This is a genomic window from Promicromonospora sp. NPDC050880 (assembly GCF_044456525.1).
Lineage (GTDB): Bacteria > Actinomycetota > Actinomycetes > Actinomycetales > Cellulomonadaceae > Promicromonospora.
In genome coordinates, this window is the sequence record NZ_JBITFV010000002.1 from 269,525 (window position 1) to 290,624 (window position 21,100).

20 protein-coding genes are annotated in these 21,100 nt (G+C 74.4%); 8 read left to right on the forward strand and 12 right to left on the reverse strand.

From position 1 onward, the window contains the following. The first annotated feature begins 14 nt into the window (after positions 1-14). Entirely contained in the window at positions 15-569 is a 555-nt protein-coding gene (locus ACIBBF_RS05105; RefSeq protein ID WP_397411164.1) for a DJ-1/PfpI/YhbO family deglycase/protease, read from the forward strand. A 52-nt stretch (positions 570-621) separates the two neighbouring features. Here the strand turns inward: ACIBBF_RS05105 and ACIBBF_RS05110 are convergent, their stop codons facing one another. Beyond that, entirely contained in the window at positions 622-1,668 is a 1,047-nt protein-coding gene (locus ACIBBF_RS05110) for a hemolysin family protein (RefSeq protein ID WP_397411166.1), read from the reverse strand. Further along, the gene (locus ACIBBF_RS05115) at positions 1,665-3,068 is read right to left on the reverse strand and encodes a hemolysin family protein (RefSeq protein ID WP_397411168.1); all 1,404 of its coding nucleotides are present in this window, start codon (positions 3,066-3,068) and stop codon (positions 1,665-1,667) included. Before ACIBBF_RS05115 ends, ACIBBF_RS05110 begins: the two co-directional genes overlap by 4 nt. Positions 3,069-3,294: 226 nt before the next feature. Here ACIBBF_RS05115 and ACIBBF_RS05120 point away from each other — a divergent pair, with 226 nt between their 5' ends. Continuing rightward, a complete protein-coding gene (locus tag ACIBBF_RS05120) occupies positions 3,295-4,035 on the forward strand; it encodes a maleylpyruvate isomerase N-terminal domain-containing protein (RefSeq protein ID WP_397411170.1) in 741 nt (246 codons plus the stop codon). Positions 4,036-4,059: 24 nt separating this feature from the next. Here the strand turns inward: ACIBBF_RS05120 and ACIBBF_RS05125 are convergent, their stop codons facing one another. Both ACIBBF_RS05125 and ACIBBF_RS05130 read right to left on the reverse strand, forming a co-directional pair. Then, complete coding sequence (locus ACIBBF_RS05125) at positions 4,060-4,848, reverse strand: hypothetical protein (RefSeq protein ID WP_397411172.1); 789 nt, start codon at positions 4,846-4,848, stop codon at positions 4,060-4,062. A 135-nt stretch (positions 4,849-4,983) separates the two neighbouring features. After that, positions 4,984-5,874 carry an aminoglycoside phosphotransferase family protein gene (locus ACIBBF_RS05130; RefSeq protein WP_397411174.1) on the reverse strand — a complete coding sequence of 297 codons (891 nt, stop codon included), beginning with the start codon at positions 5,872-5,874 and terminating at the stop codon, positions 4,984-4,986. Between the two features lie 207 nt (positions 5,875-6,081). On the opposite strand from ACIBBF_RS05130, the gene ACIBBF_RS05135 reads away from it, so the two are divergent. The 3 genes from ACIBBF_RS05135 to ACIBBF_RS05145 all read left to right on the forward strand — a co-directional run bounded on the left by ACIBBF_RS05135 (position 6,082) and on the right by ACIBBF_RS05145 (position 7,960). Then, a complete protein-coding gene (locus tag ACIBBF_RS05135; protein ID WP_397411176.1) occupies positions 6,082-6,873 on the forward strand; it encodes an alpha/beta fold hydrolase in 792 nt (263 codons plus the stop codon). A gap of 42 nt (positions 6,874-6,915) precedes the next feature. After that, positions 6,916-7,347, forward strand: a complete 432-nt coding sequence (locus ACIBBF_RS05140) for a type II toxin-antitoxin system PemK/MazF family toxin (protein ID WP_397411178.1) — start codon at positions 6,916-6,918, stop codon at positions 7,345-7,347. A 67-nt stretch (positions 7,348-7,414) separates the two neighbouring features. After that, positions 7,415-7,960, forward strand: coding sequence for a type II toxin-antitoxin system PemK/MazF family toxin (locus ACIBBF_RS05145; RefSeq protein WP_397411180.1), 546 nt, complete (start codon positions 7,415-7,417; stop codon positions 7,958-7,960). A gap of 43 nt (positions 7,961-8,003) precedes the next feature. Here ACIBBF_RS05145 and ACIBBF_RS05150 read toward each other — a convergent pair whose 3' ends face one another. Beyond that, the gene (locus ACIBBF_RS05150) at positions 8,004-9,128 is read right to left on the reverse strand and encodes a calcium:proton antiporter (protein ID WP_397411182.1); all 1,125 of its coding nucleotides are present in this window, start codon (positions 9,126-9,128) and stop codon (positions 8,004-8,006) included. Between the two features lie 244 nt (positions 9,129-9,372). Between ACIBBF_RS05150 and rpsT the strand changes: the two genes are divergently transcribed. Next, the gene (rpsT, locus tag ACIBBF_RS05155) at positions 9,373-9,633 is read left to right on the forward strand and encodes a 30S ribosomal protein S20 (protein WP_397411184.1); all 261 of its coding nucleotides are present in this window, start codon (positions 9,373-9,375) and stop codon (positions 9,631-9,633) included. A gap of 307 nt (positions 9,634-9,940) precedes the next feature. Here the strand turns inward: rpsT and holA are convergent, their stop codons facing one another. From holA to ACIBBF_RS05185, 6 genes are all read right to left on the reverse strand, one after another. Then, positions 9,941-10,948: a DNA polymerase III subunit delta gene (gene holA / locus ACIBBF_RS05160; protein WP_397411186.1), complete on the reverse strand. Its 1,008-nt coding sequence runs from the start codon at positions 10,946-10,948 to the stop codon at positions 9,941-9,943. Positions 10,949-10,991: 43 nt separating this feature from the next. Next, positions 10,992-11,846, reverse strand: a complete 855-nt coding sequence (locus tag ACIBBF_RS05165; RefSeq protein WP_397411188.1) for a neocarzinostatin apoprotein domain-containing protein — start codon at positions 11,844-11,846, stop codon at positions 10,992-10,994. Next, positions 11,843-12,544 carry a hypothetical protein gene (locus ACIBBF_RS05170; RefSeq protein ID WP_397411190.1) on the reverse strand — a complete coding sequence of 234 codons (702 nt, stop codon included), beginning with the start codon at positions 12,542-12,544 and terminating at the stop codon, positions 11,843-11,845. The genes ACIBBF_RS05165 and ACIBBF_RS05170 overlap by 4 nt, the downstream gene beginning before the upstream one ends. A gap of 14 nt (positions 12,545-12,558) precedes the next feature. After that, on the reverse strand, positions 12,559-13,425 hold the full coding sequence (locus ACIBBF_RS05175) for a hypothetical protein (protein WP_397411192.1): 867 nt from the start codon (positions 13,423-13,425) through the stop codon (positions 12,559-12,561). Positions 13,426-13,537: 112 nt separating this feature from the next. Beyond that, positions 13,538-16,063, reverse strand: a complete 2,526-nt coding sequence (locus ACIBBF_RS05180) for a ComEC/Rec2 family competence protein (RefSeq protein WP_397411194.1) — start codon at positions 16,061-16,063, stop codon at positions 13,538-13,540. Continuing rightward, positions 16,060-17,010, reverse strand: a complete 951-nt coding sequence (locus ACIBBF_RS05185; RefSeq protein ID WP_397411196.1) for a helix-hairpin-helix domain-containing protein — start codon at positions 17,008-17,010, stop codon at positions 16,060-16,062. The genes ACIBBF_RS05180 and ACIBBF_RS05185 overlap by 4 nt, the downstream gene beginning before the upstream one ends. A 438-nt stretch (positions 17,011-17,448) precedes the next feature. Here ACIBBF_RS05185 and ACIBBF_RS05190 point away from each other — a divergent pair, with 438 nt between their 5' ends. Further along, a complete protein-coding gene (locus ACIBBF_RS05190) occupies positions 17,449-18,318 on the forward strand; it encodes an alpha/beta fold hydrolase (RefSeq protein WP_397411198.1) in 870 nt (289 codons plus the stop codon). Between the two features lie 13 nt (positions 18,319-18,331). Here the strand turns inward: ACIBBF_RS05190 and ACIBBF_RS05195 are convergent, their stop codons facing one another. Then, entirely contained in the window at positions 18,332-19,213 is an 882-nt protein-coding gene (locus tag ACIBBF_RS05195; RefSeq protein WP_397411200.1) for a DegV family protein, read from the reverse strand. 94 nt (positions 19,214-19,307) lie between these two features. Between ACIBBF_RS05195 and ACIBBF_RS05200 the strand changes: the two genes are divergently transcribed. Continuing rightward, complete coding sequence (locus tag ACIBBF_RS05200) at positions 19,308-21,062, forward strand: helicase HerA-like domain-containing protein (protein ID WP_397411202.1); 1,755 nt, start codon at positions 19,308-19,310, stop codon at positions 21,060-21,062. The last annotated feature ends 38 nt before the right edge of the window (positions 21,063-21,100 follow it).

Sequence of the window (21,100 nt, forward strand, 5' to 3'; positions counted from 1 at the left end):
GACGGAGGACGACCATGTCTCACCTGACCGGAAAGCAAGTGCTGGCGATCGTGACGAACTACGGCGTCGAGCAGGACGAGCTGCTCGTACCGGTGCGCCACCTGCGCGACCACGGCGCGGTGGTGACCCTCGCCGCCGTCTCCGGCGAGGACGTCCGCACCCTGGTGGGCGACGAGAAGCCGGGCGAGGCGGTGGCACCCGACACGACGTTCGACGCCGTCGACCCGGCCGGCTTCGACCTGCTGCTGGTCCCCGGCGGCACCATCAACGCGGACGCGCTGCGGCTCCAGCGCCCGGCCGTGGCCGTCGCCGAGGCGTTCGCGGCCTCGGGACGGCCCGTGGCCGCCATCTGCCACGGACCGTGGCTCCTGGTGGAGGCCGGCCGGGTCGACGGCGCGACGCTGACCAGCTACCCCTCCCTGGCCACCGACGTGCGCAACGCGGGCGGCACCTGGGTGGACGAGCCGGTCGTGCGGGACGACGGCGCCGGGTTCCCGCTCATCACGTCCCGGAACCCGGGCGACCTGCCCGACTTCCTGCGCGAGGTCGACGCCGCACTGGCCCCGTGACGCGGGCGGCCGGCCCGTCCGAGGACGGACCGGCCGCCCGGGTCCGGCGCCGTCAGGCGAGCTGTCCCGCCGTGGTCCGGGGCAGCAGCCGGTTGAGCACGTCGGCGAGCGTGACCACGCCGAAGTCGACCGCGGGGCCGGCCGGGCCGTCGCCGTCCGACCGGGGCACGACGGCGAGGTGGTTGCCCGTCTCGCGCATGCGTGTCAGGGCCGTGTGCAGCGGCACGTCCGCCTCGAGCACGAACACCGGCCGGGTCACGTCCGCGACGGACGCGTCGTCGGCCAGCAGGAGCGTGTCGCGCACGTGCACGACACCTTCCGGCCGACCCCCGTCGCTCTCGACCAGGATCCGCAGGTGGCCCGAGGCGCGGGACGCCTCCTGCACCTGCGCGGCCGTGGCCCCGTGCCCGACGGCGGACGGCGCCGCGTGGCCGGCCAGCAGGTCCTCGATGGTCAGGCGGCGCAGGTCGAGCGCGCCCGAGAGCTGGTCGGAGTACGCCACGTCGAGCGCGCCCACGCTCGCGGAGTGCTCCACGAGGTGCCGCAGGTCGTCGGGCCCCTGCCCGGAGGCGACCTGGTCCGCGGGCTCGACGCCCACGCGCCGCAGGCACCAGTTCGCGGCGCCGTTGAGCGCCACGAGCACGGGCCGGGTCACGACCATGAACGCCCGCATCGGCAGCGCGAGCATCGTCGCGCTGGCCTCGGGGTGGGCGATGGCCCACGACTTGGGCGCCATCTCCCCCACCACCAGGTGCAGGAACGTGACGATGACCAGGGCCAGCACGAAGCCCGCGACGTCGGCGGCCCAGTACGGGGCACCCCACGTCTCGAACACCGGCGTCAGCCAGTGGTGCACCGCGGGCTTGGTGATGGCACCGAGCGCCAAGGTGCAGATCGTGATGCCGAGCTGCGAGCCTGCCAGGAGCACGGTGAGCTCGCTGGCGCTGCGCAGCGCGGCCCGGGCGGAGCGGCTGGTGGGCGCGGCGTCCTCCAGGCGGTGCCGCTTGGCCGCCAGGAGCGCGAACTCCACGGCCACGAAGAACGCGCTCAGCGCGATGATGACGACGGTGGCGGCGAGGACCACCCAGGGGTTGCTCATCGGGTCTCCTCCCCGTGCGCCGCGGCGCTCTGGGTCGCGACGTCCGGCGGTTGCTCGGCCTCGACCAGGGTGACCTTCACGCGGGACGGCACGTGCCGCTCCACCTCCAGCACCTCGATCCGCAGTGCCTCGGCCGGGTGCGGCTCCGGCGCGACCAGGTCGGCCGGGTCGGCAGGCAGCACGACGTCGACCACGTCGCCCGCCGCCGGCAGCGTGCCGTGGGCGGCGATCGCCAGCCCGGCGATCGTCTCGTGGTCGCCCTCGGGCAGGTCGCGCTCGACGGCGCGCTCCACCTCGTCCAGGTGCACGTCGCCCGCCATCACCCAGACGCCGTCCGACGCCGCGGTGACGGGATCGATCTCGTCGTCGTGCTCGTCGGTGATCTCGCCGACCAGCTCCTCCGCGAGGTCCTCGACGGTGAGCACGCCGGCGAACCCGCCGTACTCGTCCACGACGCACGCGAGCTGGTTCCGCGTGGCCGACAGTTCGCGCAGGGCGTCGGGCAGCCCCATCGACGTGGGCAGCACGAGAGCAGGACGCATGAGGTCCGCGACGCCTCGGGGCTCGTGCCCGCCCGCGGACAGCAGGTCCGCGAGGTGGACGACGCCCGCGACCTCGCCGTCGTCGTCCACCACGGGGTAGCGGGAGTGCCCGCGGGCCATCAGCTCGCGCACCTGGGTCAGCGGGTCGGTGGTGTGCACCACGTCGACGCGTGCGCGCGGGATCATCGCGTGCTCCACGTCCTGCCGCGGGAAGTCGAGGATGCGGTCCAGCAGCACCGAGAGGTCGTCGGGCAGGTCGCCGCTGGCGCGCGAGTCCGCGACGATGTGCTCCAGGTCGCGCACGGTCGCCGAGTGCTCGACGTCGTGCACCGGCTCGATGCGCAGCAGCCGCAGCAGGGCGTTGGACGCGGCGTCGAACACCTTGATCAGCCAGCCGAACACGGCCAGGTAGGCCGTGGTGGACCGGGCGAGCCACAGGGCCACGGGCTCCGGCCGCGCGATGGCCAGGTTCTTGGGGACGAGCTCGCCGAACAGCATCTGGACGAGCGTCGAGAAGACCAGGGCGAGCACGGTACCGATCGCGATGCCGGTGCCCATCGGGACGCCCACGCCGCCGAGCGCCTCGCCCAGCGCCTCACCGACCAGCGGTTCGGCGACGTAGCCGACGAGCAGGCCGGTGACGGTGATGCCGAGCTGCGCGCCCGACAGCATGAAGCTCGTGCGGCGCGTCACGCCCAGCGCACGGCGGGCGCCGGCGTCGCCGGCCTCGGAACGGGCCGCGAGCCGGGCCCGGTCGACGGCCATGTACGCGAACTCCTGCGCCACGAAGTAGCCCGTCGCAGCGGTGATCGCGAGGATCACCAGCACGCCCAGCAGGAGAGAGATCACCCAGCTCAACGCCACCACCTCCGGCCCGGGGTGCTACGGCGTACGGCTGGGCGGGGACTATGACTGTCTGCGTCCATGATCCTTCACTGTGTGGTGCTGGCGCTGCCCCTCGGCGGGTCCGCCGGGGTACGTCGCGTGGAGAACGACCCAGGTGTCCCTACGGTTCCACGGTTCACCCGGCTCGTCATCCGGAGCCCGTCCGGTCGTGTCGGTGGCGGGCGGTACCTTTCCGCACATGACCCTCGACCACCTGTCGCTGCTGGCCCGCCTCCAGGGCGACTTTCTCGCCGCCCTGCCCGGCGCCGACCCTGCCGCCCGGGTGCCCGCGTGCGACGGCTGGACGGTGCGCGAGCTGGTCGAGCATCTCGCCGGGGTGCACCGCTGGGCGGCGAGCAACGCCTACCGGGTGGACACCGAGCCGCTCGGCGAGGGCCCGTTCGACCTCGCACCGCACTACGCCGCCCAGGCCGCCACGCTGCGGCGGGCCCTGGCCGAGCTCCCGCCCGACGCGACGGCGCGGGTGCTGGCCCACCCCGAGCCCCTGGGTCCCGGGCCGGTGCGGTTCTGGCACCGCCGTCAGGTGCACGAGACGCTCGTGCACCTGCACGACCTGCTGGCGGCGTCCGCGGGAGCGGGCACCCTGGGCCTCGCGCACGCCGAGCCGGAGGTGTGGGCGGACGGCGTCGACGAGGTGGTGACCGTGCTCCAGCCCCGGCAGGTGGGCCTGGGGCGCATGGAACCGCTGCGGCACCCGGTGTCCCTGGTGGCCACCGACGTGGCCGGCACACCCGCGTGGGTGCTCGGGGCCCCGGGGCAGCGCGGCGAGGAGGTCTCGCCACGCGTCGTGGTCTCCGGGTCCGCCGAGGGGATCGCGCTGATGCTGTGGCACCGGCTCACGCCGACGGAGGCAGGGCTCACCGTGGAGGGCGACCGCGCCGACCTGGAGGCGGCGCTGGCCGAGCCGATCGTGCCGTAGGCATCAGGAGACGTGCCGTAGGCATCAGGAGAAGGGGGCGCCCGGGTCCCTCTTGACCCACCGGACCTCGTCGAGCGTGACGAAGCTGGGGTCGAAGCTGCTGCCGTTCCGCGCGCGGGCATTGACCACGACACGGCCGGACGTCGGGGAGTTGTGGCACTCGCGAGTCCCGAGGTCCAGCGTCGCCCCGTCAGCCTTGACGACGGAGAACTTGCACGTCGCGCCCCGCTTCTGGAGGCGTGCGGTGATCCACTGCTGATCGACGTCGGCGAGCGGCACACCGACAGACATCCCCGGGGTGCCCATCTTCACCTTCTTGACCCCGTCCTCCAGCAGGTTGGCGACGAACAGGTCGAGCTCCTCCTCGACCGTGAACACCTCCGGCATCATGGCCACGGTGAAGACGCCGACGGAGTCGGTCACGTTGCTGTGGATGTAGACGTGCGCCGAGAAGTCCCCGGAGCCGCGCAGCGTCGTCGACGTCCCGGTCACGCAGCGGCCGCCCTCGGCGGACGCGTCGCCCGTGCGGCGGAACCCGAGGCGCCACCTCTGGACCGTTCCGCCATCGACCGGGTACCACAGGTCGGGTGACCTCGTCGTCTCGATGTCGGACCCGTACCAGTTCGGCGACGCGGCGTCGTACCGGCAACCGATCGTGTAGACGTTGCCGGCGTCGTTCCTGAGGGTGACGTCGAGGCCGTCCGCGACGGCAGCGCTCCCGGTGGGCGGGCGCACGAGACTCGCGCCGAGCGCGACCGCGCACGCCAGGACCCCGGCGACGAGCAGGGCCGACCTGCGCATGATTCCTGTCATGGCTCTCCTCGGGGGTACGTCGCTACCGCCCACGTCGGACGTGCGTCGCGACCGTACTGCCCGGCGCCGGCTCTGTACACGAAACAGGCACGAGTTTCCCGTCCCGTCGTCTCGCGGCCATGCCCGGCGGCGCGCTCAGCCCGCGAGCACCGCGGCGATCCGCTCCTGCCCCGCCCTGGCGAAGGCCGGCCAGCGGTCCCAGTAGTACGGCAAGGCGATCACGGCCTGCACCAGCATCCAGCCGCGGCCCCGTTCCCAGGCGTCGTCCGGGTCGGGCAGCCCGTCGGTCGCCGCCGCCCGGAAGTCGGCACGCTCGGCGGCGGTGAGACCGGTAGCCCAGGCGGGGATCAGATCGGCCGCCGGGTCGCCGACACCCATGGCGCCCCAGTCGATGACACCGGTCAGCCGGCCCCCGCGAGCCAAGAGGTTGCCCGGCAGGAGGTCCCCGTGGATCCAGCGGCCCTCGGCCGCCGGGCGTGCTGCCAGCGACCGCTCCCACGCCTCGGTCACGGCGGGGCCGTCAATCCGGTCCCCGGACGCGAGCACGGCGGCTCGGACGTCGTCGTCCAGCCGGGCGAGCGGGACGCCGCGCGAGGTGCCGTCCTTGACGGGGCCGCCGTCGACCGGCACCGTGCGGAGGGCCGCGACGAGCTCGCCGAGGTCGCGGACGCCGGCACGGCTCAGGTCACCGGGCGCGGGCGGATCCCCTACCAGCCAGGGCACCACCGACCAGCGGAACGAGTAGCCCGCGCCGGGCTCGCCGACCGCCCGGGGCGCCGGGACCTCGACGGGCAGGTGCTCGGCCAGGTGCGGGAGCCAGCGGGCGTCGGCCAGGGCGTGGTCCTGGGCCCAGGCGATCTTGGGCATGCGGACCAGCAGGTCGTCGCCGAGCCGGAACAGGTGGTGGTCGGTGCCGCCGGCGGGCCCGGGCGTCACGGGCAGGTGCGCCCAGCGCGGGAACTGCTCGGTGACCAGGCGATGGACGAGTCCCGGGGTGGAGACGACCTCGTCGTCGTGCAGGCGCATGGCCCCACCGTGGCACCACGAGCAAGACCCGGTCGACGCAATTTCGCGGCCCGCACCCGCCGCCCTCGGGGCCACCGCCGTCGACCGGAGGGCTGGTCGCTGCCTCGGCGGTCATGGGGCGAGGAAGCCTACGTTCGGTACGCGTCGACGGACGCCATGTCCGGCCGCCGTCGATGAGTTCGGCGGGGCGTCGTCGTCGGACGTGGCATGACCGACTTCGCCACCACCAGCCAGGGCGACCGTGTCGCCTACGACCTGCGCGGCGGGACCGGGGCCGCGATCGTCTTCGTGACGGGCGCCGGGCCGGACCGGGCCGACGACCCCGTCACGGCCGAGACGGCCCGGCGCGTCGCCGACGCCGGGTTCACCACCGTCACGTTCGACCGGCTCGGGCGCGGCCAGAGCCCCGCCGAGGGCCGCCTCGACCTCGACCGCGAGCTGGCCGCCGTGGCCGCGATGATCCACGTGGCGGGCGGGAAGGCCGTGCTGGTCGGGCACTCGTCCGGCTGCTCGGTGAGCCTGCGGGCCGCCGCAGCGGGGCTGCCCGTGACCGGCCTGGCCCTCTGGGAGGCACCTCTGGGCGACCCCGCGGCGACCACCCGGGCATGGGCCGACGAGATCGAGCGCCTGCTCGATGCCGGCGACCACGAGAACGCCATGCGGCACTACATGAAGGACATGCCGCCGGAATGGCTCGCCGGGCTGGAGGCGTCGCCCGCCTGGCCCGTCCTCGCCCGGACGGTCGCCGCCTACCGCGCGGACGCGCAGTCGCTGGCCTGGGCGCAGCGGGCCCTGGAGGACGGGACGCTGGAGGTGACCGCGCCCGTGCTCGCGATGTACGGGGCCGAGACCTTCCCGGAGATGCCCGTGGCCGCAGCGAGCATCGTGGCCGGCGTCCGCGAGGGCACGGAGAAGGAGGTGCCGGGCGCGATGCACAGCTGGGAGCCGGCACCCATGGCAGCCGAGCTCGCGGAGTTCGCCCGGCAATGCGCCGGGTAAGTCGCTGATGTGCAGTTCACCCGTTCCGGTACGGTTCCGGACGTGACCTTCGCATCAGACAACAGCTACCCCGGCGACTACGAGGGCGACGTCCACCCCCTCTACAACCCCGAGCTGGACGGCGACCCCGACCCGGGCGAGGTCGTCTGGACGTGGGTCCCCTACGAGGAGGACCACAGCCAGGGCAAGGACCGGCCGGTGCTGCTGGTGGGCAAGGACGGACCGTGGCTGCTCGGCCTCCAGCTCACCAGCCAGGACCACGACCGGGACGCGCTGCAGGAGGCGCGGGCGGGCCGCATCTGGATGGATGTCGGCACGGGCCGCTGGGACCCCTCCGGCCGCGAGTCGGAGGTGCGGATCAACCGGGTCATCCGGATCGACCCGGACGACGTGCGCCGCGAGGGCGACATCCTCGACCAGGACGTCTTCGACGAGGTCGTCAAGTACATGGACCGGGCGCTCGACCTGACCTGACGCGCTCCCGGGTCGCCCGGCGCCGCCCCGCCTGCCCGCGGGCCGACGTCGGGCTACCCTGCCCTGCGTGACCCAGAACCCGTGGCTCAAGCTGCTCGGCGACGTCGTCGAGGCCGTGGCCCGCACCGCACTCGACCAGAACGACCGTCGCACGGGCGGTGACCGGCCCGCACCGGCGCCCCGGCCCACGCGCCAGGCGACCCGGACCCTCCCCGACACCGACGGCTACCCCGGCGACTACGTGGGCACCGTCACCCCGGTCTACCGGCCCGAGCTCGACGGCGAACCGGACCCCGGCGAGGTGGTCTGGTCGTGGGTTCCCTATGAGGAGGATCACAGCCAGGGCAAGGACCGGCCCGTGCTCCTGGTGGGCAACGACGGCCCGTGGCTGCTCGGGCTGCAGCTCACCAGCCAGGACCACGACCGCGACGCCGAGCAGGAGGCCCGCGCCGGACGTCGCTGGATGGACATCGGCACCGGGGCGTGGGACCGCTCCGGCCGCCCCTCGGAGGTGCGGCTGAACCGGGTGGTCCGGATCCACCCGGACGCCGTGCGGCGCGAGGGCGCCGTCCTCGACAAGGCGGTCTTCGACAGGGTTGTCGCGGCGCTCTGACCGGCGGGCCGCCGCGGCCTCGGTGGCCGCCGCGGCCGGGCGGCTACGGCTGGATCGAGACCACCAGGAACGCCGCCAGCAGCACCAGGTGCACCACGCCCTGGAGCGTCTTGGCCCGGCCGGGCGCGATGCTCAGCATCGCCACCACAACGGAGACGGCGAGCAGCACCATCTGCGTCGGGTCGAGGCCCAGCGTGAGCGACCCGTCCATCCAGATCATCGCGACGGCGACGCTGGGGATGGTCAGGCCGATCGACGCCATCGCCGAGCCGTACGCGAGGTTCAGGCTCGTCTGGACCCGGTTGCGCAGGGCGTTGCGCACGGCGGCGATCGACTCGGGCGCGAGCACGAGGAACGCGATGACCACGCCGACCACCCCGTAGGGCAGTCCAGCCGCGGCGACCGTGTGCTCGATGGTGGGCGAGAGCATCTTGGCCAGGAACACCACGGAGACCAGCGCGACGAGCAGCAGCACCACACTGATCCAGGCCTCCCGGGCCGACGGCGGGTCGGCGTGGTCGTCGCCGTCCTCGTCCCGGATGACGCCCGTGACGCGGCCGAACTTGTCGCTGGTGACCGGCAGGAAGAAGTCGCGGTGGCGCACGGTCTGCGTGAACACGAAGGCCCCGTAGAGCGTCAGCGACGCCACCGCGGCGAAGCCGAGCTGGAAGGGCGTGTACGCACCACCCTCGGCCGAGGTGGTGAAGCGGGGCAGCACCAGGGTCACGCCGGCCAGTGCGATCACGGTGGCGAGCGCCGAGCCGGTGCCCGACGCGTTGAAGCTGACCAGACGGTGCTTGCTCGCCCCGACGAGCAGCGACAGGCCCACGATCCCGTTGAACGTGATCATCACGGCGGCGAAGACGGTGTCCCGGGCGTAGGTGCTGGACGCGTCGCCCCCGCTGCTCATCAGCATGAGGATCAGCCCGACCTCGATCACGGTCACCGCGACGGCGAGGATGAGCGACCCGAACGGCTCACCGACCTTGTGCGCCACCACCTCCGCGTGGTGGACCGCCGCGAGCACCGCACCGACCAGCGCCGCCCCGATGACCGCCAGGACGACCGGGTGCTCGTGGTTGCTCCAGGTCACCACCAGGAGCACCAGGGCAAGCAGGGGGACCACCACGGTCCACTGGAATCGGCCTCTCAGGGTCGCGGTAGTCATGGTGCGGAGTCTAGGGCGACTCGTCGGCGCCGCTTTTCTGCCGCGCGCGGACGTCACCGCCGTCACAGCCGGCCGTTCGGTACAGGGCGCAACCCTCTGGTAATCTTGGAGGTCGCGTGTCCGCCCAGGTCGGCGGGCACAGTCGCAGCTCCTCTCCACGGGTCCCCACCCCAGTCCCGGATCTGCGACCGCCCTCTACGACCTATCCGCTCGCCATCCGGCGAACACACCAGGAAGTCCACTCGTGGCAAACATCAAGTCCCAGATGAAGCGCATCAAGACGAACGAGAAGGCTCGTCTGCGCAACAAGTCCGTCAAGTCGGAGCTGAAGACCCACGTCCGCAAGGTGCGTGAGGCCATCGCCGCCGGCGACAAGGAGACCGCGACGGTCGCCCTTGCCGTCGCGTCGCGCAAGCTCGACAAGGCTGTCGCCAAGGGCGTCATCCACGCGAACCAGGCCGCGAACCGCAAGTCGGCCATCGCGAAGCAGGTCGCTGCTCTCTGAGCCACTTCGTCTGACGCCGTCCGCCCCTCGGGGTGGGCGGCGTCATTCGTTTGCCCTGAAGCGCGGGCGGTGTGCGGCGGTGTGCGGCGGTGTGCCGCCGCTGACCGCCCACCCCGGACGAAGTGCGCTTCTACCCAGTCATCGGGCCCAGAATCCACGTGATTTCTGGGCCCGATGACTGGGTAGAAGCGCACCTTGCCGCGGGGCCGTCCGGCGCTTCCGGGGTGCTGGTGCGACGGGAGCAGCGTCAGGCTCGGCGGAGCAACGTCAGGCTCGGCGGAGCAACGTCAGGCTCGGCGGAGCAGCGTCAGGCTCGGCGGGAGCGGGCGATGGTCATGACCGCCCGTTCCACGGCGAACACCGCGTCCCGGGCCTCGCCCTTGACGTCGGCGTCGGCCTGCGCGACCGCGGAGATCGCCGCCGCGAGCCCCTCGGGTGTCCAGGCGCGCAGGTCCTTGCGCGCGCGGTCGACCTGCCACGGCGCCATGCCCAGATCCTTGGCCGAGAGCCCGCCACCGCGCATCGAGGCGACCTTGGCGAGGTTGCGCAGCCGGAGCGCCAGGGCCGCGACGATCGGCACCGGGTCCAGCCCCGTGTCGAGGGCGTGCCGCAGGAGCGCGACGGCGGAGCCCGCGTCACCCGCGACGGCCGCGTCGGCGACCCGGAAGCCCGTGGCCTCCACACGGCCCCCGTAGTACCGGTCCACCGTGCCGGCGGTGACGGTGCCGGTCGTGTCAGCGATGAGCTGAGAGCAGGCGGACGCGAGCTCGCGCAGGTCGTTGCCGAGCGCGTCGACCAGGGCCCGCACGGCCTCGGCGTCGATCCGACGGCGGGCGGCCTTGAACTCCCCCGCCACGAACGACGCCTTCTCGGCGTCCTTCGCCACCGGCTCGCACACCATCACCGGCGCACCCGACTTCGTGATCGTGTCGAGCATCTTCTTGCCGCGCTGCCCACCGCCGTGCACCACCACGACGACGGTCTCCTGGTCCGGCGCCCCGACGTAGGCGATGAGGTCGGTCATCAGCTCCTCCGTGCCGGCCTCCGCCGACCGGACCACCACGACCTTGGCCTCGCCGAACAACGACGGGCTGGCCGCGACCACGAGCTGTCCGGCGCCGTACGTGGCGCCCTCCAGCTCGACCTTCTCCACCTCCGGGTCCCGTTCCCGGGCGAGTCGCAGCACACCGTCCACCGCGCGCTCGGTCAGCAGCGGCTCGGCGCCGCGGACGAGCACGACCGGCGCGAGGGTCGGCTCGTCCCAGCTGCGGCCGGCGGGTGGTGTGGCGGTACGTCGCTTGGTCGCTGGAGGCACGGACACAGCCTGCCACGCGCCACCCACACTCATCCCGGAGAACTCACTCCCAGAGCAGGTCGGTGACCGCCATGCGTGCGCCGTCGGTCCGGGCGTTGGCGACCACGCAGGCCCCGGCCTGCCGGCAGTCCGCCGTGCCACCACCGACCAGCTCGATGCGCCGCTCGACGGGCAGCCTGGTCACCACGGACCCGGAGCGGTCCGCGATCACGCGGCGGCCGTCGTCGTAGAGGCAGTTCTCGGTGTCCACGGCGCCGTCCGACGTCGTGGCGCACTGCGCCAGGCGGACCACCGCACCGGCGGGATACCCGGTTCCCGTCACCGTGACGGCGCCCCGGTCCGCCTGCAGGTCCTGCTCGGACAGCTCCAGCACCGGGGCGGCGGGCGTCTCGGCGTCCCCGGGCAGCGGGGCCGGGGCCGATGCGAGCACCCGGTCCGACAGGTCGGCGACGGCCAGCGTGCACGGGTCCTCGGTGCAGTCCACCTCCCTCACGGAGCCCACCTGGACGAAGGCCCGGGCCTGCCGGGTCGCCGCGATCCGGCCCTGCTCGTCCGCGACGACCTGCTCGCGTGTCGACATGTCGCACGCGTCGAGGGCCTTCGCCCCCGGCGCCGTCCCGCCCGTGCACTGGACCAGGTACTGGTTGCCGCCGGTGAAGCCGGTGCCGCTGACCACCCACGCGTTGCCGGCCGGCTCCACGGAGAGGGCCGGCTCGCCGGAGGCGCCGTCCTGCGTGCCCTCCCCCGCTCCCTCCGTGGGGTCCGACGACGCACCGCCGTCGGCGCTGGTGGCACCCGGGGTGCTGCGGGCGCCGGGCGGGTCCTCCTGCACCGGTGTGCACGCTGCGAGCGCGAGCAGCACGACGACGACCGGGACGAGCAGCCGTGCGCGTCTCACGGGTAACCCAGGTAAGCGTCGATGCCGGCTGCTATCCGCCAGCTCCAGGCGTCACGGTTCCACATCCAGTAGACCCCCCGGTTCCACACGTGGAACTCCTGCTCCAGGTAGCAGGCCACGGCATTCGTCTGGTTGAGCTCGCCGAGGTCGGTGCGGTACTGCCGGGCGTCGTTCGTGCCCGGGCTGCTCGGACCGACGGCCGACAGCAGCTTCTGGGAGCACTCCCGCCCCGCGGTCGACACGTACATCGCGTGCGTGCCGTACCGGGACGCGGAGAACCCGCTCTCGCACGCCTTCGAGATCGCGTTCGAGTGCAGGGGCACGTGCACGTCGGCCCCCACGCGGTTCGAGCTGTCGATGTTCTGGCGGGTCAGCCCGTCGCCGCGGACCACCTTGTAGCCCCGTTCCAGGAGGTTGGGGTGCGAGGTCCCGGTCTCACGGATGGTCGACATCGCCAGGAGGTAGGAGTTGCGGTTCTCGCTGAACCCGGAGCAGCCCGTGTTGTCGTGGCACACCGTGTCCCCACGGTCGTGGCACGCCTGGGAGAGGTAGACCACCTTGCCGTTCCACTTCTCGGGCACGTAGGTGACGTCCGCCGACGCCGCCGGGGCCACGGCGAGGAGCCCGCCCGTCACGAGCACCGCTGCGACGGACCCCGTCAGGACCCGCCGGAGCATCGCGCTGGTCGTCCTGCGCACGGTCGTTCCCCCTCTCATCCCAGCTCGATGGGCAGGTCGGTCGGGGCGCACATGTCGCCCCCGGTCGCGTAGGCGAAGGCGAGGCAGTCTCCGTCGACCGTGAACGTCACGGAGTCGAGCGCACCGTTGCTGTGCGCGGTGAACAGGAGCGCCTGCCAGACGTCGCCGGGGTACACCCCGGCGTCCGACATCGCCTCCTCGAACCCTGGCGCGACGTCGACGGTCGCCGCGCCGTGGTCCAGGTGCACCGTGGTGGGCGCCAGGTCGGCGCCGGGGAGGTAGGCGGCCAGCACCTCGTCGACGGCCCGGGCCAGCGTGGCGCGGGGCGGTCCCTGGGTGATCGTCTGCCCGGTCGTCGCCTGCTGGGCGCCGGTGGCCTGCTGCTCGTCCAGGCTCTGCTGCCCTCCCGACCGCTGCTGCGCGCCGGTCGCCTGGACGGACGTCGCGGGGCCGCAGCCCAGGTACGGGGTGGTGGCACCCTCCGGCGAGCGTGGCCCGCCGGGAACCTCGGGGCACGCCCCCGCGCCGGACGGCGGATCGCCCGCCATGGCCTCGGCGTCGCCCTGCGCGCGGTCCTCGCCCGACGGCGCGTCCGTGCCCGCCACGACGACCGTCCAGCCGTCCAGCAGGTCCGCCGACTCGTCGAGCCAGGCGTCTGCCGCCTCAGGGTCCCGGGCGACGTCCACGCGGACGACCTGCTCGGCCTCGGAGACGTCGGTGACCACGGACTGTGCCAGCAGCTCCTGCCGCTGCTGGAGCACCACCGCCGCCTGGTCCTGCCCGACGGCGCTGAGCGCCGCCACCGGTACGAGCAGGGCGGCCGCCGCGACGACCGCGATGGCCCGGCGGTGCCGCCGGGCGGTTGACTTGATATCGATCACGAAGCCCCCTCACGTGATGCCGAAGGTCTCGCTCCGACGTCACCCACGGTAGGCGCGCTGACAGGATCCGCAACGTTTCGCGAGACGTGGCGTGTTGCGGGGTCTCCGCCGGTCAGCAGCCTGCCAGGCCCACCTCCCCGCCGCGCACGACCAGCGCCACCGTGCCGCACTCGTCGGTCCGGACCACCGCCGCCCCGAGGCCCGCGTACAGATCGAGCGCCTCGTCCGTCGGGTGACCGTAGTCGTTGTCGCGGCCGGACGAGACGAGCGCGACCGCAGGACGCAGCCGACGAGCCAGCTCGGCCGACTGCACCGCCGAGCCGTGGTGGGCGACCTTGACGACGTCGGCCGGACCGACCAGCGGGACGAGCGCGTCCTGGCCCGCGTCCTCCAGGTCACCGAGCAGCACCACGTCCAGGCCCGCGGTGCGCGCGGCGAGCACGACGCTCGAGTCGTTCGCGCCCTCGCCCGCGCCGGCCAGCGGCACCCGCCACGCGAGGGTGCCCGCCACGCCCTGGTCCCCGGTCCGGGCGGGCCGCACGGGCACGCCCGCGGCCGCCAGCGCCGCCGTCGTGGCCGCGGCACCCGCCGCGGGCTCTGCCACGGGGGACACGAGGGCCGCCGTCACCTCCCGGCCGGCCAGCACCGGGCCGAGGCCACCCACGTGGTCGGCATGGAAGTGGCTGAGCACCAGGAGATCCACCCGCGTGACGCCGAGCCGGTCGAGGCAGCGCCCCGCCGCGGATCCTGCCGGCCCGACGTCCACCACCACGGCCGACGCCGGACCCGTGCGCAGGGCCAGCGCGTCGCCCTGCCCGACGTCGCACGCCGCGACCTGCCAGTCCTCCGGCACCTCTGCGCGGCCGACCAGGCGCGGGACGGCCGTCGTGACGACCAGGACCACCACCGCGGCCGCCGCCAGGAGTGCGGCGAGGCGACCCGGTCCGGCCCGGCGGCCCGCCACGAGCAGCTCGTGCGGGCGGACGGGCTGCGTCCCGCGCCGCCGCAGGCCGAGCGCCGCGCGCAGGCCGGAACGGACCGCCGCCCGCCACGCCTCCGGCCAGCCCGGGCGGGGAGCACCGCGCAGCGCCGCCCAGAGCACGAGGCCCGTGACCCCCGCGAGCAGCAGCGCACCGGGTGGCCCGCCGAGCCACGGCACGGTCGCGCCCGGCAGCGTGGCGCACACGTGGGCGACCGTGGCGATCCACCAGGTGGCGCAGCCCGCCAGCCAGGCGACCGCCCCGGCGAGCACGGGCACCCAGGGTGCGAGCACCGTCGCGACCAGCCCCAGCACGGTGGCCGGCACCACCGCGGGCGCGGCCAGCGCGTTCGCTGCCACGGACACCGTGGAGACGGACGGATCGAGCAGCACGAGCACGGGGCCGCACGCGGCCTGGGCGGCCAGCGGGACGGCCAGCGCGAACGCCAGGACCTCCCCCGTCCAGGGGGCGAGCCGCGCGGCCAGCGGTGCGGCGAGCAGCACGAGTCCCGCGGTCGCCGCCGCGGAGAGCGCGAACCCGAAGGAACGCGCCAGCCACGGATCGACGACCAGCAGCCCCACCACCGATGCGGCGAGCGCCGGTGCCGACTGCGCGGGCCGTCCGGCGGCCACGCCTGCCAGGGCGAACGCCGCCATGACCGCTGCCCGGAGCACCGCGGGCTCCGGGCGCACCAGCAGCACGAACGTGAGCGCCGCGAGCGCGACGAGAGCCACCCGGGCCGACCGGGGCAGCCGTGCGGCCGAGCAGAGCAGGGTCAGGACGGCGACGACCACGGCGAAGTGGCCTCCCGAGACCGCCGTCACATGACTCAGCCCGGACACCCGCATCTCGTCGGCGAGGTCGGCCGGCAGCCGGGTGGTGTCGCCGATCGCCGCACCGGGCACGAGCCCGCGTGCCTGCGGGGCCAGTGGGTCGGTGACGGCGAGGAGGGCCGTGCGATGGGTGTCGAGCAGGGCGAGGAACGACGGCGGGGCGCGGATCTCGTGCGCGCCGTCCGCGGTCAGGCGTGCGGCGTCCGGGGCGCCGGGGTCGGCGGCACGCAGGGTGCCCGAGACGGTGACCGTGGCCCCGTATCGCGGTGCGGTGCCCGAGAGGACCTGGACGTGCGCGCCGGCCGCCGTACTGACGGCCCGGGCGTCGACCGAGCGGGCCGCGAGCACCCAGCGGTACCGGCCCGGTGCGGAGGCGGGCTCGGTGCCCGGACCCGCCTCGCCGGCACCGGTTCCCTCGGGTCTCGATCCCCCGGGACCGAACGAGAACGGCTCGGGCTCCGAGACGACGACGCCGCTGAGCGTCACCGTCACGCGCTGCTCGGCGAGGTCGGCGACCGGGGACCTGCCGGAGAGCTGGACGTGGGCCGACAGCGTGACCGCCAGGACGCAGGCGCTGACCAGTGCGCCGTGCGCGAGGACCGTCGGGGCGAGACGGGGCCGGACGCCGAGACGGGGCCGGACGCCGGGACGGGGCCGGACGGCGCGACGTCGCGCGGCCACCGCGACCGTCACGAGGCAGGCCAGCGCGACCACGGCCGCGACCCACCAGGTCACCGGTCCGCTCTGCGCGGACCCCGGCCCCGTCAGCAGCCACGCTGCTCCCCAGGCGGCCAGCGCCGCGGGGGCGAGCCGCAGGTCGGTCACGGTCCGACCCGGGCACTGTCGCGCAGCTCGTCCAGCGTCGCCGGGCCGATGCCCGGCACGTCCTCGAGCTCGTCCACGTCGGCGAAGGGTCCGTTGGTCTCGCGCCACTCGACGATCGCCTGCGCGATCGACGGCCCGACGCCCGGCAGCGCATCCAGCGCCAGCGCGTCTGCCGTGTTGATGTCGACCGTCGGCCCGGCCCCGGAGCCCCCGCCCGTACCCGCCGCGCCTGGTGCGACCCCGGCCGTCGGAGCGGGGCCAGGGGCCGTCTCTCCCGGCCGGGGGACGACGAGCTGCTCGCCGTCGACCACCGTGCGGGCCAGGTTCACGGCGGTCAGGTCGGCCTTGTCCGTGGCGCCACCGGCGGCCCGCAGGGCGTCGGCCACGCGGGCGCCGTCGGGCACCGTGACCAGACCCGGCTTCCGTACGGCACCGACCACGTGGACGAGCAGACCGCCGGCGGGCGCGCTCGCGCCGGGCGTGCTGGAGCCGGGCGTGCTGGAGCCGGGCGTGCTGGAGCCGGGCTCGCTCTCGAGCGGGCTCGGCAACCCGGCGCCGGTGTCCGGACCGGTCTGAACGCCGGAACCGGAGGAGGTGCCGGCGGACGCGGACGCGAGAGGCACCACGCCGTCACCACGGAACGAGAGCGTGGCGACGCCCAGGCCGAGCAGGAGCACCGCCACCACGGCGACCACCGCCGTCGTACCCGTCAGCGCCCAGCGGCGCGCGCCCTGCTCGGCGCGGGGGTCGGCGGGGTGCCCGTGCGCCGCGGCGTAGGCCGCCGCCACGCCCGTTGCGGAGCGGCGGGCACGCAGGCGCGTGACCAGCTCGTCCGCGTCGCCACCCACGCGGTCGGACGCTCGGCTCGCGTCGTCGTCCGGCCGCGGCAGGTCAGCCCGGCGTACGTGCTCCTGCCCGCCCCCGGGCACAGGTCCGTTCCCGGGCACCGGCACACGATCAACCCCAGGCGCAGGCACAAGCCCGGCCTCGAGCACGGTCCCGGGGCCGAGCAGAGTCCCGGCGCCGGGCACAGGACTGAAGGGCCACGTGTCGGGCGGTCGTCGGTGCGCGGTCTCTGGTTCCATGGCTCAGGACGCTAGGCGCGAGCCGCACCGCCCGGACCGCGTCGGCAGGCGGCCTGTGCACGAACCCCCGCGGGCGGCCCCTGTGGTCGGCCTCCCGCCCGCCCGTGGCCGTTCGGAGGGTCTCGGCGCCCGGCCCGCGAACTTCGTCGGGCGCGCACCGATGAGTTCCGCGGGGTGCCGCCGTCGAACCTGGCACAGAGCGCGCGAACCCGGACCGGGCCGTGCGCCTCGGGCCGGCGGACCGCGCCGGCCGCGAAGACGCCGACGGGATCGGCAGCGAAGAACACGGGAGCGAGCACGATGACCGACAAGAAGACCCTCACCCTCGACGTGCCGGGCGCCGTCCTGACCTACGACGTCCGCGAGCCCGCCACGCCGACGAACGAGCCGCCGCTCCTCCTGATCGGGCTGCCGATGGGCGCGGAAGGCTTCACGACGCTCGCGGGCCACTTCACCGACCGGACCGTCGTGACCTACGACCCGCGCGGGGTCGAGCGCAGCACGCGGGAACCAGGCCAGGACCCGGACGTCACCGTCCACGCGGACGACGTGCACCGGGTCATCGAGGCGGTCGGCGGCGGACCGGTCGACCTGTTCGCCTCCAGCGGTGGCGCCGTGGTCGCGCTGGAGCTGGCCGCGGCCCACCCGGGCGACGTGCGGACCGTCGTCGCGCACGAACCGCCGCTGGCCTCGGTGCTCCCCGACCGCGAGGCCGTCGTCGCCGCCATGGCCGACATCCACGACACCTACCAGGCGAAGGGCTTCGGCGCCGCGATGGCCAAGTTCATCGCGCTGGTCATGGTCGAGGGTGAGCTGACGGCGTCGTACGTCGAGCAGCCCGACCCGGACCCGGCGATGTTCGGTCTGCCGACCACCGACGACGGTTCCCGCGACGACCTGATGTTCGGCGTGAACATGCTGGTCCTGCCCCCGTACGAGCCCCGCTACGAGACCATCCGCGCCGGCGCGCCGCGCGTCCTGGTCGCGGTGGGGGCCGACACCGGTGAACAGATGACGGGCCGGGCGGCCCACGCCGCGGCGGGGCTGCTCGGCACGGAGCCGGTGGCCTTCCCGGGCGGGCACGGCGGGTTCAGCGGCGGCGAGTACGGCCAGCCGGCCGACAAGCCGGCGGAGTTCGCGGCACGCCTGCGGGAGGTCCTGGCACTCTGACGGAGGGCACCCGTCAGTGCACGTGGTCACCCAGGTCCGCGACGACGACGGCGAGCGTGCCCGGGCCGACGTGCACACCCAGGACGGCGCTCAGGGGCGTGACCTCGACGTCCGCCCGCGTGCGCGTGTGGAGGCGGCCGGCGAGGGCGAGGGCACGGTCGTGCGCGCCGAAGTGGTGCACGGCGACGACGGGCCGCCGCGCCTCGGCGACGAACCCGGCGGCCAGCTCCAGGAGGCGCTCGGCACCGGCGGCACGGGTGCGCACGCGCTGGGAGAGCTCGACCGCGCCGTCGGACAGCCGCAGGATGGGCTTGACGCCCAGGACGGTACCGAGCGCCGCGGCGGGGCCGGACAGCCGGCCGCCGCGGCGCAGGTGCTCCAGGGTGTCGACCACGAACACCGCGTTCGCCGTCCCGGCGACCTCGATGGCGCGGGCGGCGACGTGGGCCGCGTCCGCCCCGGCCACGGCGCACTCGGCCGCCGCGCGGGCCGCGAAGCCGAGTCCTGCGGCGCCGGTCCGTGAGTCCACGGCCCGCACCTGCAGGGGCGAGCGGGCGGCCGCGGTGCCCGCCGACCCCACCGTGCCGGACAGGGCGCCCGACAGGTGCACCGACACGATGGACCGGGCCCCCTCGTCGGCCAGGCCGCGATAGACGGCGGCGAACGCCTCCGGCGGCGGCTGCGACGTCGTCACGTGCTCCCCGTCCGCGACCAGTTCCACCAGGCGCTCGGGCGTGATGTCCTCGCCCTCCGCGTAGACGTCGTCGCCGACGAGCACGCGCAGCGGTACCACGACCGGGCCGCCCGGCAGACCGGCGGGCAGGCAGGCGGTCGAGTCGGTGACGACCCGCACCTCCTGGGGTGCCGGGCGGGAAGGACGACGTCGGGTGCGCATGACCGCGACACTCTATCCGCGCGGGGAACCCGACCGGTAAACGTGCGGGATCCTCCCCGCGCGCAGCGCCGGAGCCCGACCTAGCATCCGAGACATGTCCGATGCATCGACGCCAGAGCTCGCGAAGCTGCGCGAGGCCGCCGCCGCGGCCCAGAAGGCCCTCGAGGAGGCGGAGCGGGCGGCCGAGGGTGCGTCCGCGTCGGGGCCGGGTACTCCGGACACCGGGCCGGGTGCGGCGTCCGACGGTGCCGCGGCACCAGAGGGCTACGCCGCCGAGGTGGCGGCCGGCTACGCGGCCGGGGCCACCCTTCCCCTCGGCGCGCTCCTGGAGGGCACCCCGGGCGGCGAAGCGACCCCGAACCCGCAGGTCCAGGTCGGTTTCGCGCTCTCGATGCTGAACCGCCACGGCCTGGTGGCCGGCGCCACGGGAACGGGCAAGACGAAGACCCTGCAGGGCATGGCGGAGGGTCTGTCGCTGGCCGGCGTGCCCGTCTTCCTCGCGGACATCAAGGGCGACCTGTCCGGCCTCGCGCTCCCCGGGGCGGACAACCCGAAGATCGCGGAGCGCGCGGCGAGCATCGGGCAGGACTGGACGCCGACGCGGTACCCGGTCGAGTTCTACTCGCTGGGCGGGATCGGCAAGGGCGTCCCGATCCGGACGACCGTCACGGACTTCGGGCCGATCCTCATGTCGAAGGTGCTCGGCCTGAACGAGACGCAGGAGTCGAGCCTCACCCTGATCTTCCACTGGGCCGACAAGAAGGGTCTGGCGCTGCTGGACCTCAAGGACCTGCAGTCGGTGATCGCCCACCTGACCTCCGACGAGGGCAAGGACGAGCTCAAGGGGATCGGCGGCGTCTCCGCGGCCACGGCCGGGGTGATCCTGCGCGAGATCGTCGGCCTGGAGGGGCAGGGCGCCGACGTGTTCTTCGGTGAGCCCGCGTTCACGACGTCGGACCTCATCGCGACCAGGGGCGACCTCGGTGTGCTCAACGTGCTGGAGCTGCCCGCCGTCCAGGACCGCCCGCAGCTCTTCTCGACATTCCTCATGTGGCTGCTCGCCGACCTCTTCCAGGACCTGCCCGAGGTGGGCGACGCCGACAAGCCCAAGCTCGTCTTCTTCTTCGACGAGGCGCACCTGCTGTTCGCGGACGCGTCCAAGGACTTCCTGCAGCAGGTAGTCCAGACGGTCCGGCTGATCCGTTCCAAGGGCGTGGGCGTCTTCTTCGTGACGCAGTCACCCAAGGACGTGCCCGCCGACGTGCTGGCCCAGCTCGGCAACCGGGTACAGCACGCGCTGCGCGCCTTCACCCCCGACGACGCCACCGCGCTCCGCGCCGCCGCGCGCACGTTCCCGACGTCGCCGTACGACCTGGAGCGCCTGCTGCAGGAGCTCGGTACCGGCGAGGCGGTGGTCACGGTGCTCACCGAGAAGGGCGCGCCGTCGCCGGTCGCGTGGACGCGGGTGCGCGCGCCGCAGGCCTCGATGGACCCGGCGGGCGACGCGGAGATCGACCGTGTGGTGGCCGCGTCCGCCGGTCAGGCGAAGTACGGCACGCCGGTCGACGCGGAGTCGGCGTTCGAGCTGCTCCAGGCCAGGGCACAGGAGCAGGCGGCGGCGCAGGAGGCCGCGGCAGGGTCGGCCACCGCGGCGCAGGAGGAGCGGGAGCTGGCCAAGGAGCGCGCCCGGCTGGAGAAGGAGGCCGCGACCCGTGAGCGCGCGGAGGCCCGGCACAAGGAGCAGTCCGCGCGCGACCGCAACCGCGTGGTGACGTCGCTGGCCAAGACGGCGGGCACGGTCCTGGTCCGCGAGCTGACCCGCTCCCTCTTCGGCACCCGCAAGCGCTGACCCTCGTTGAGTGCTGGATCTTCGCCCTTCTGACACAC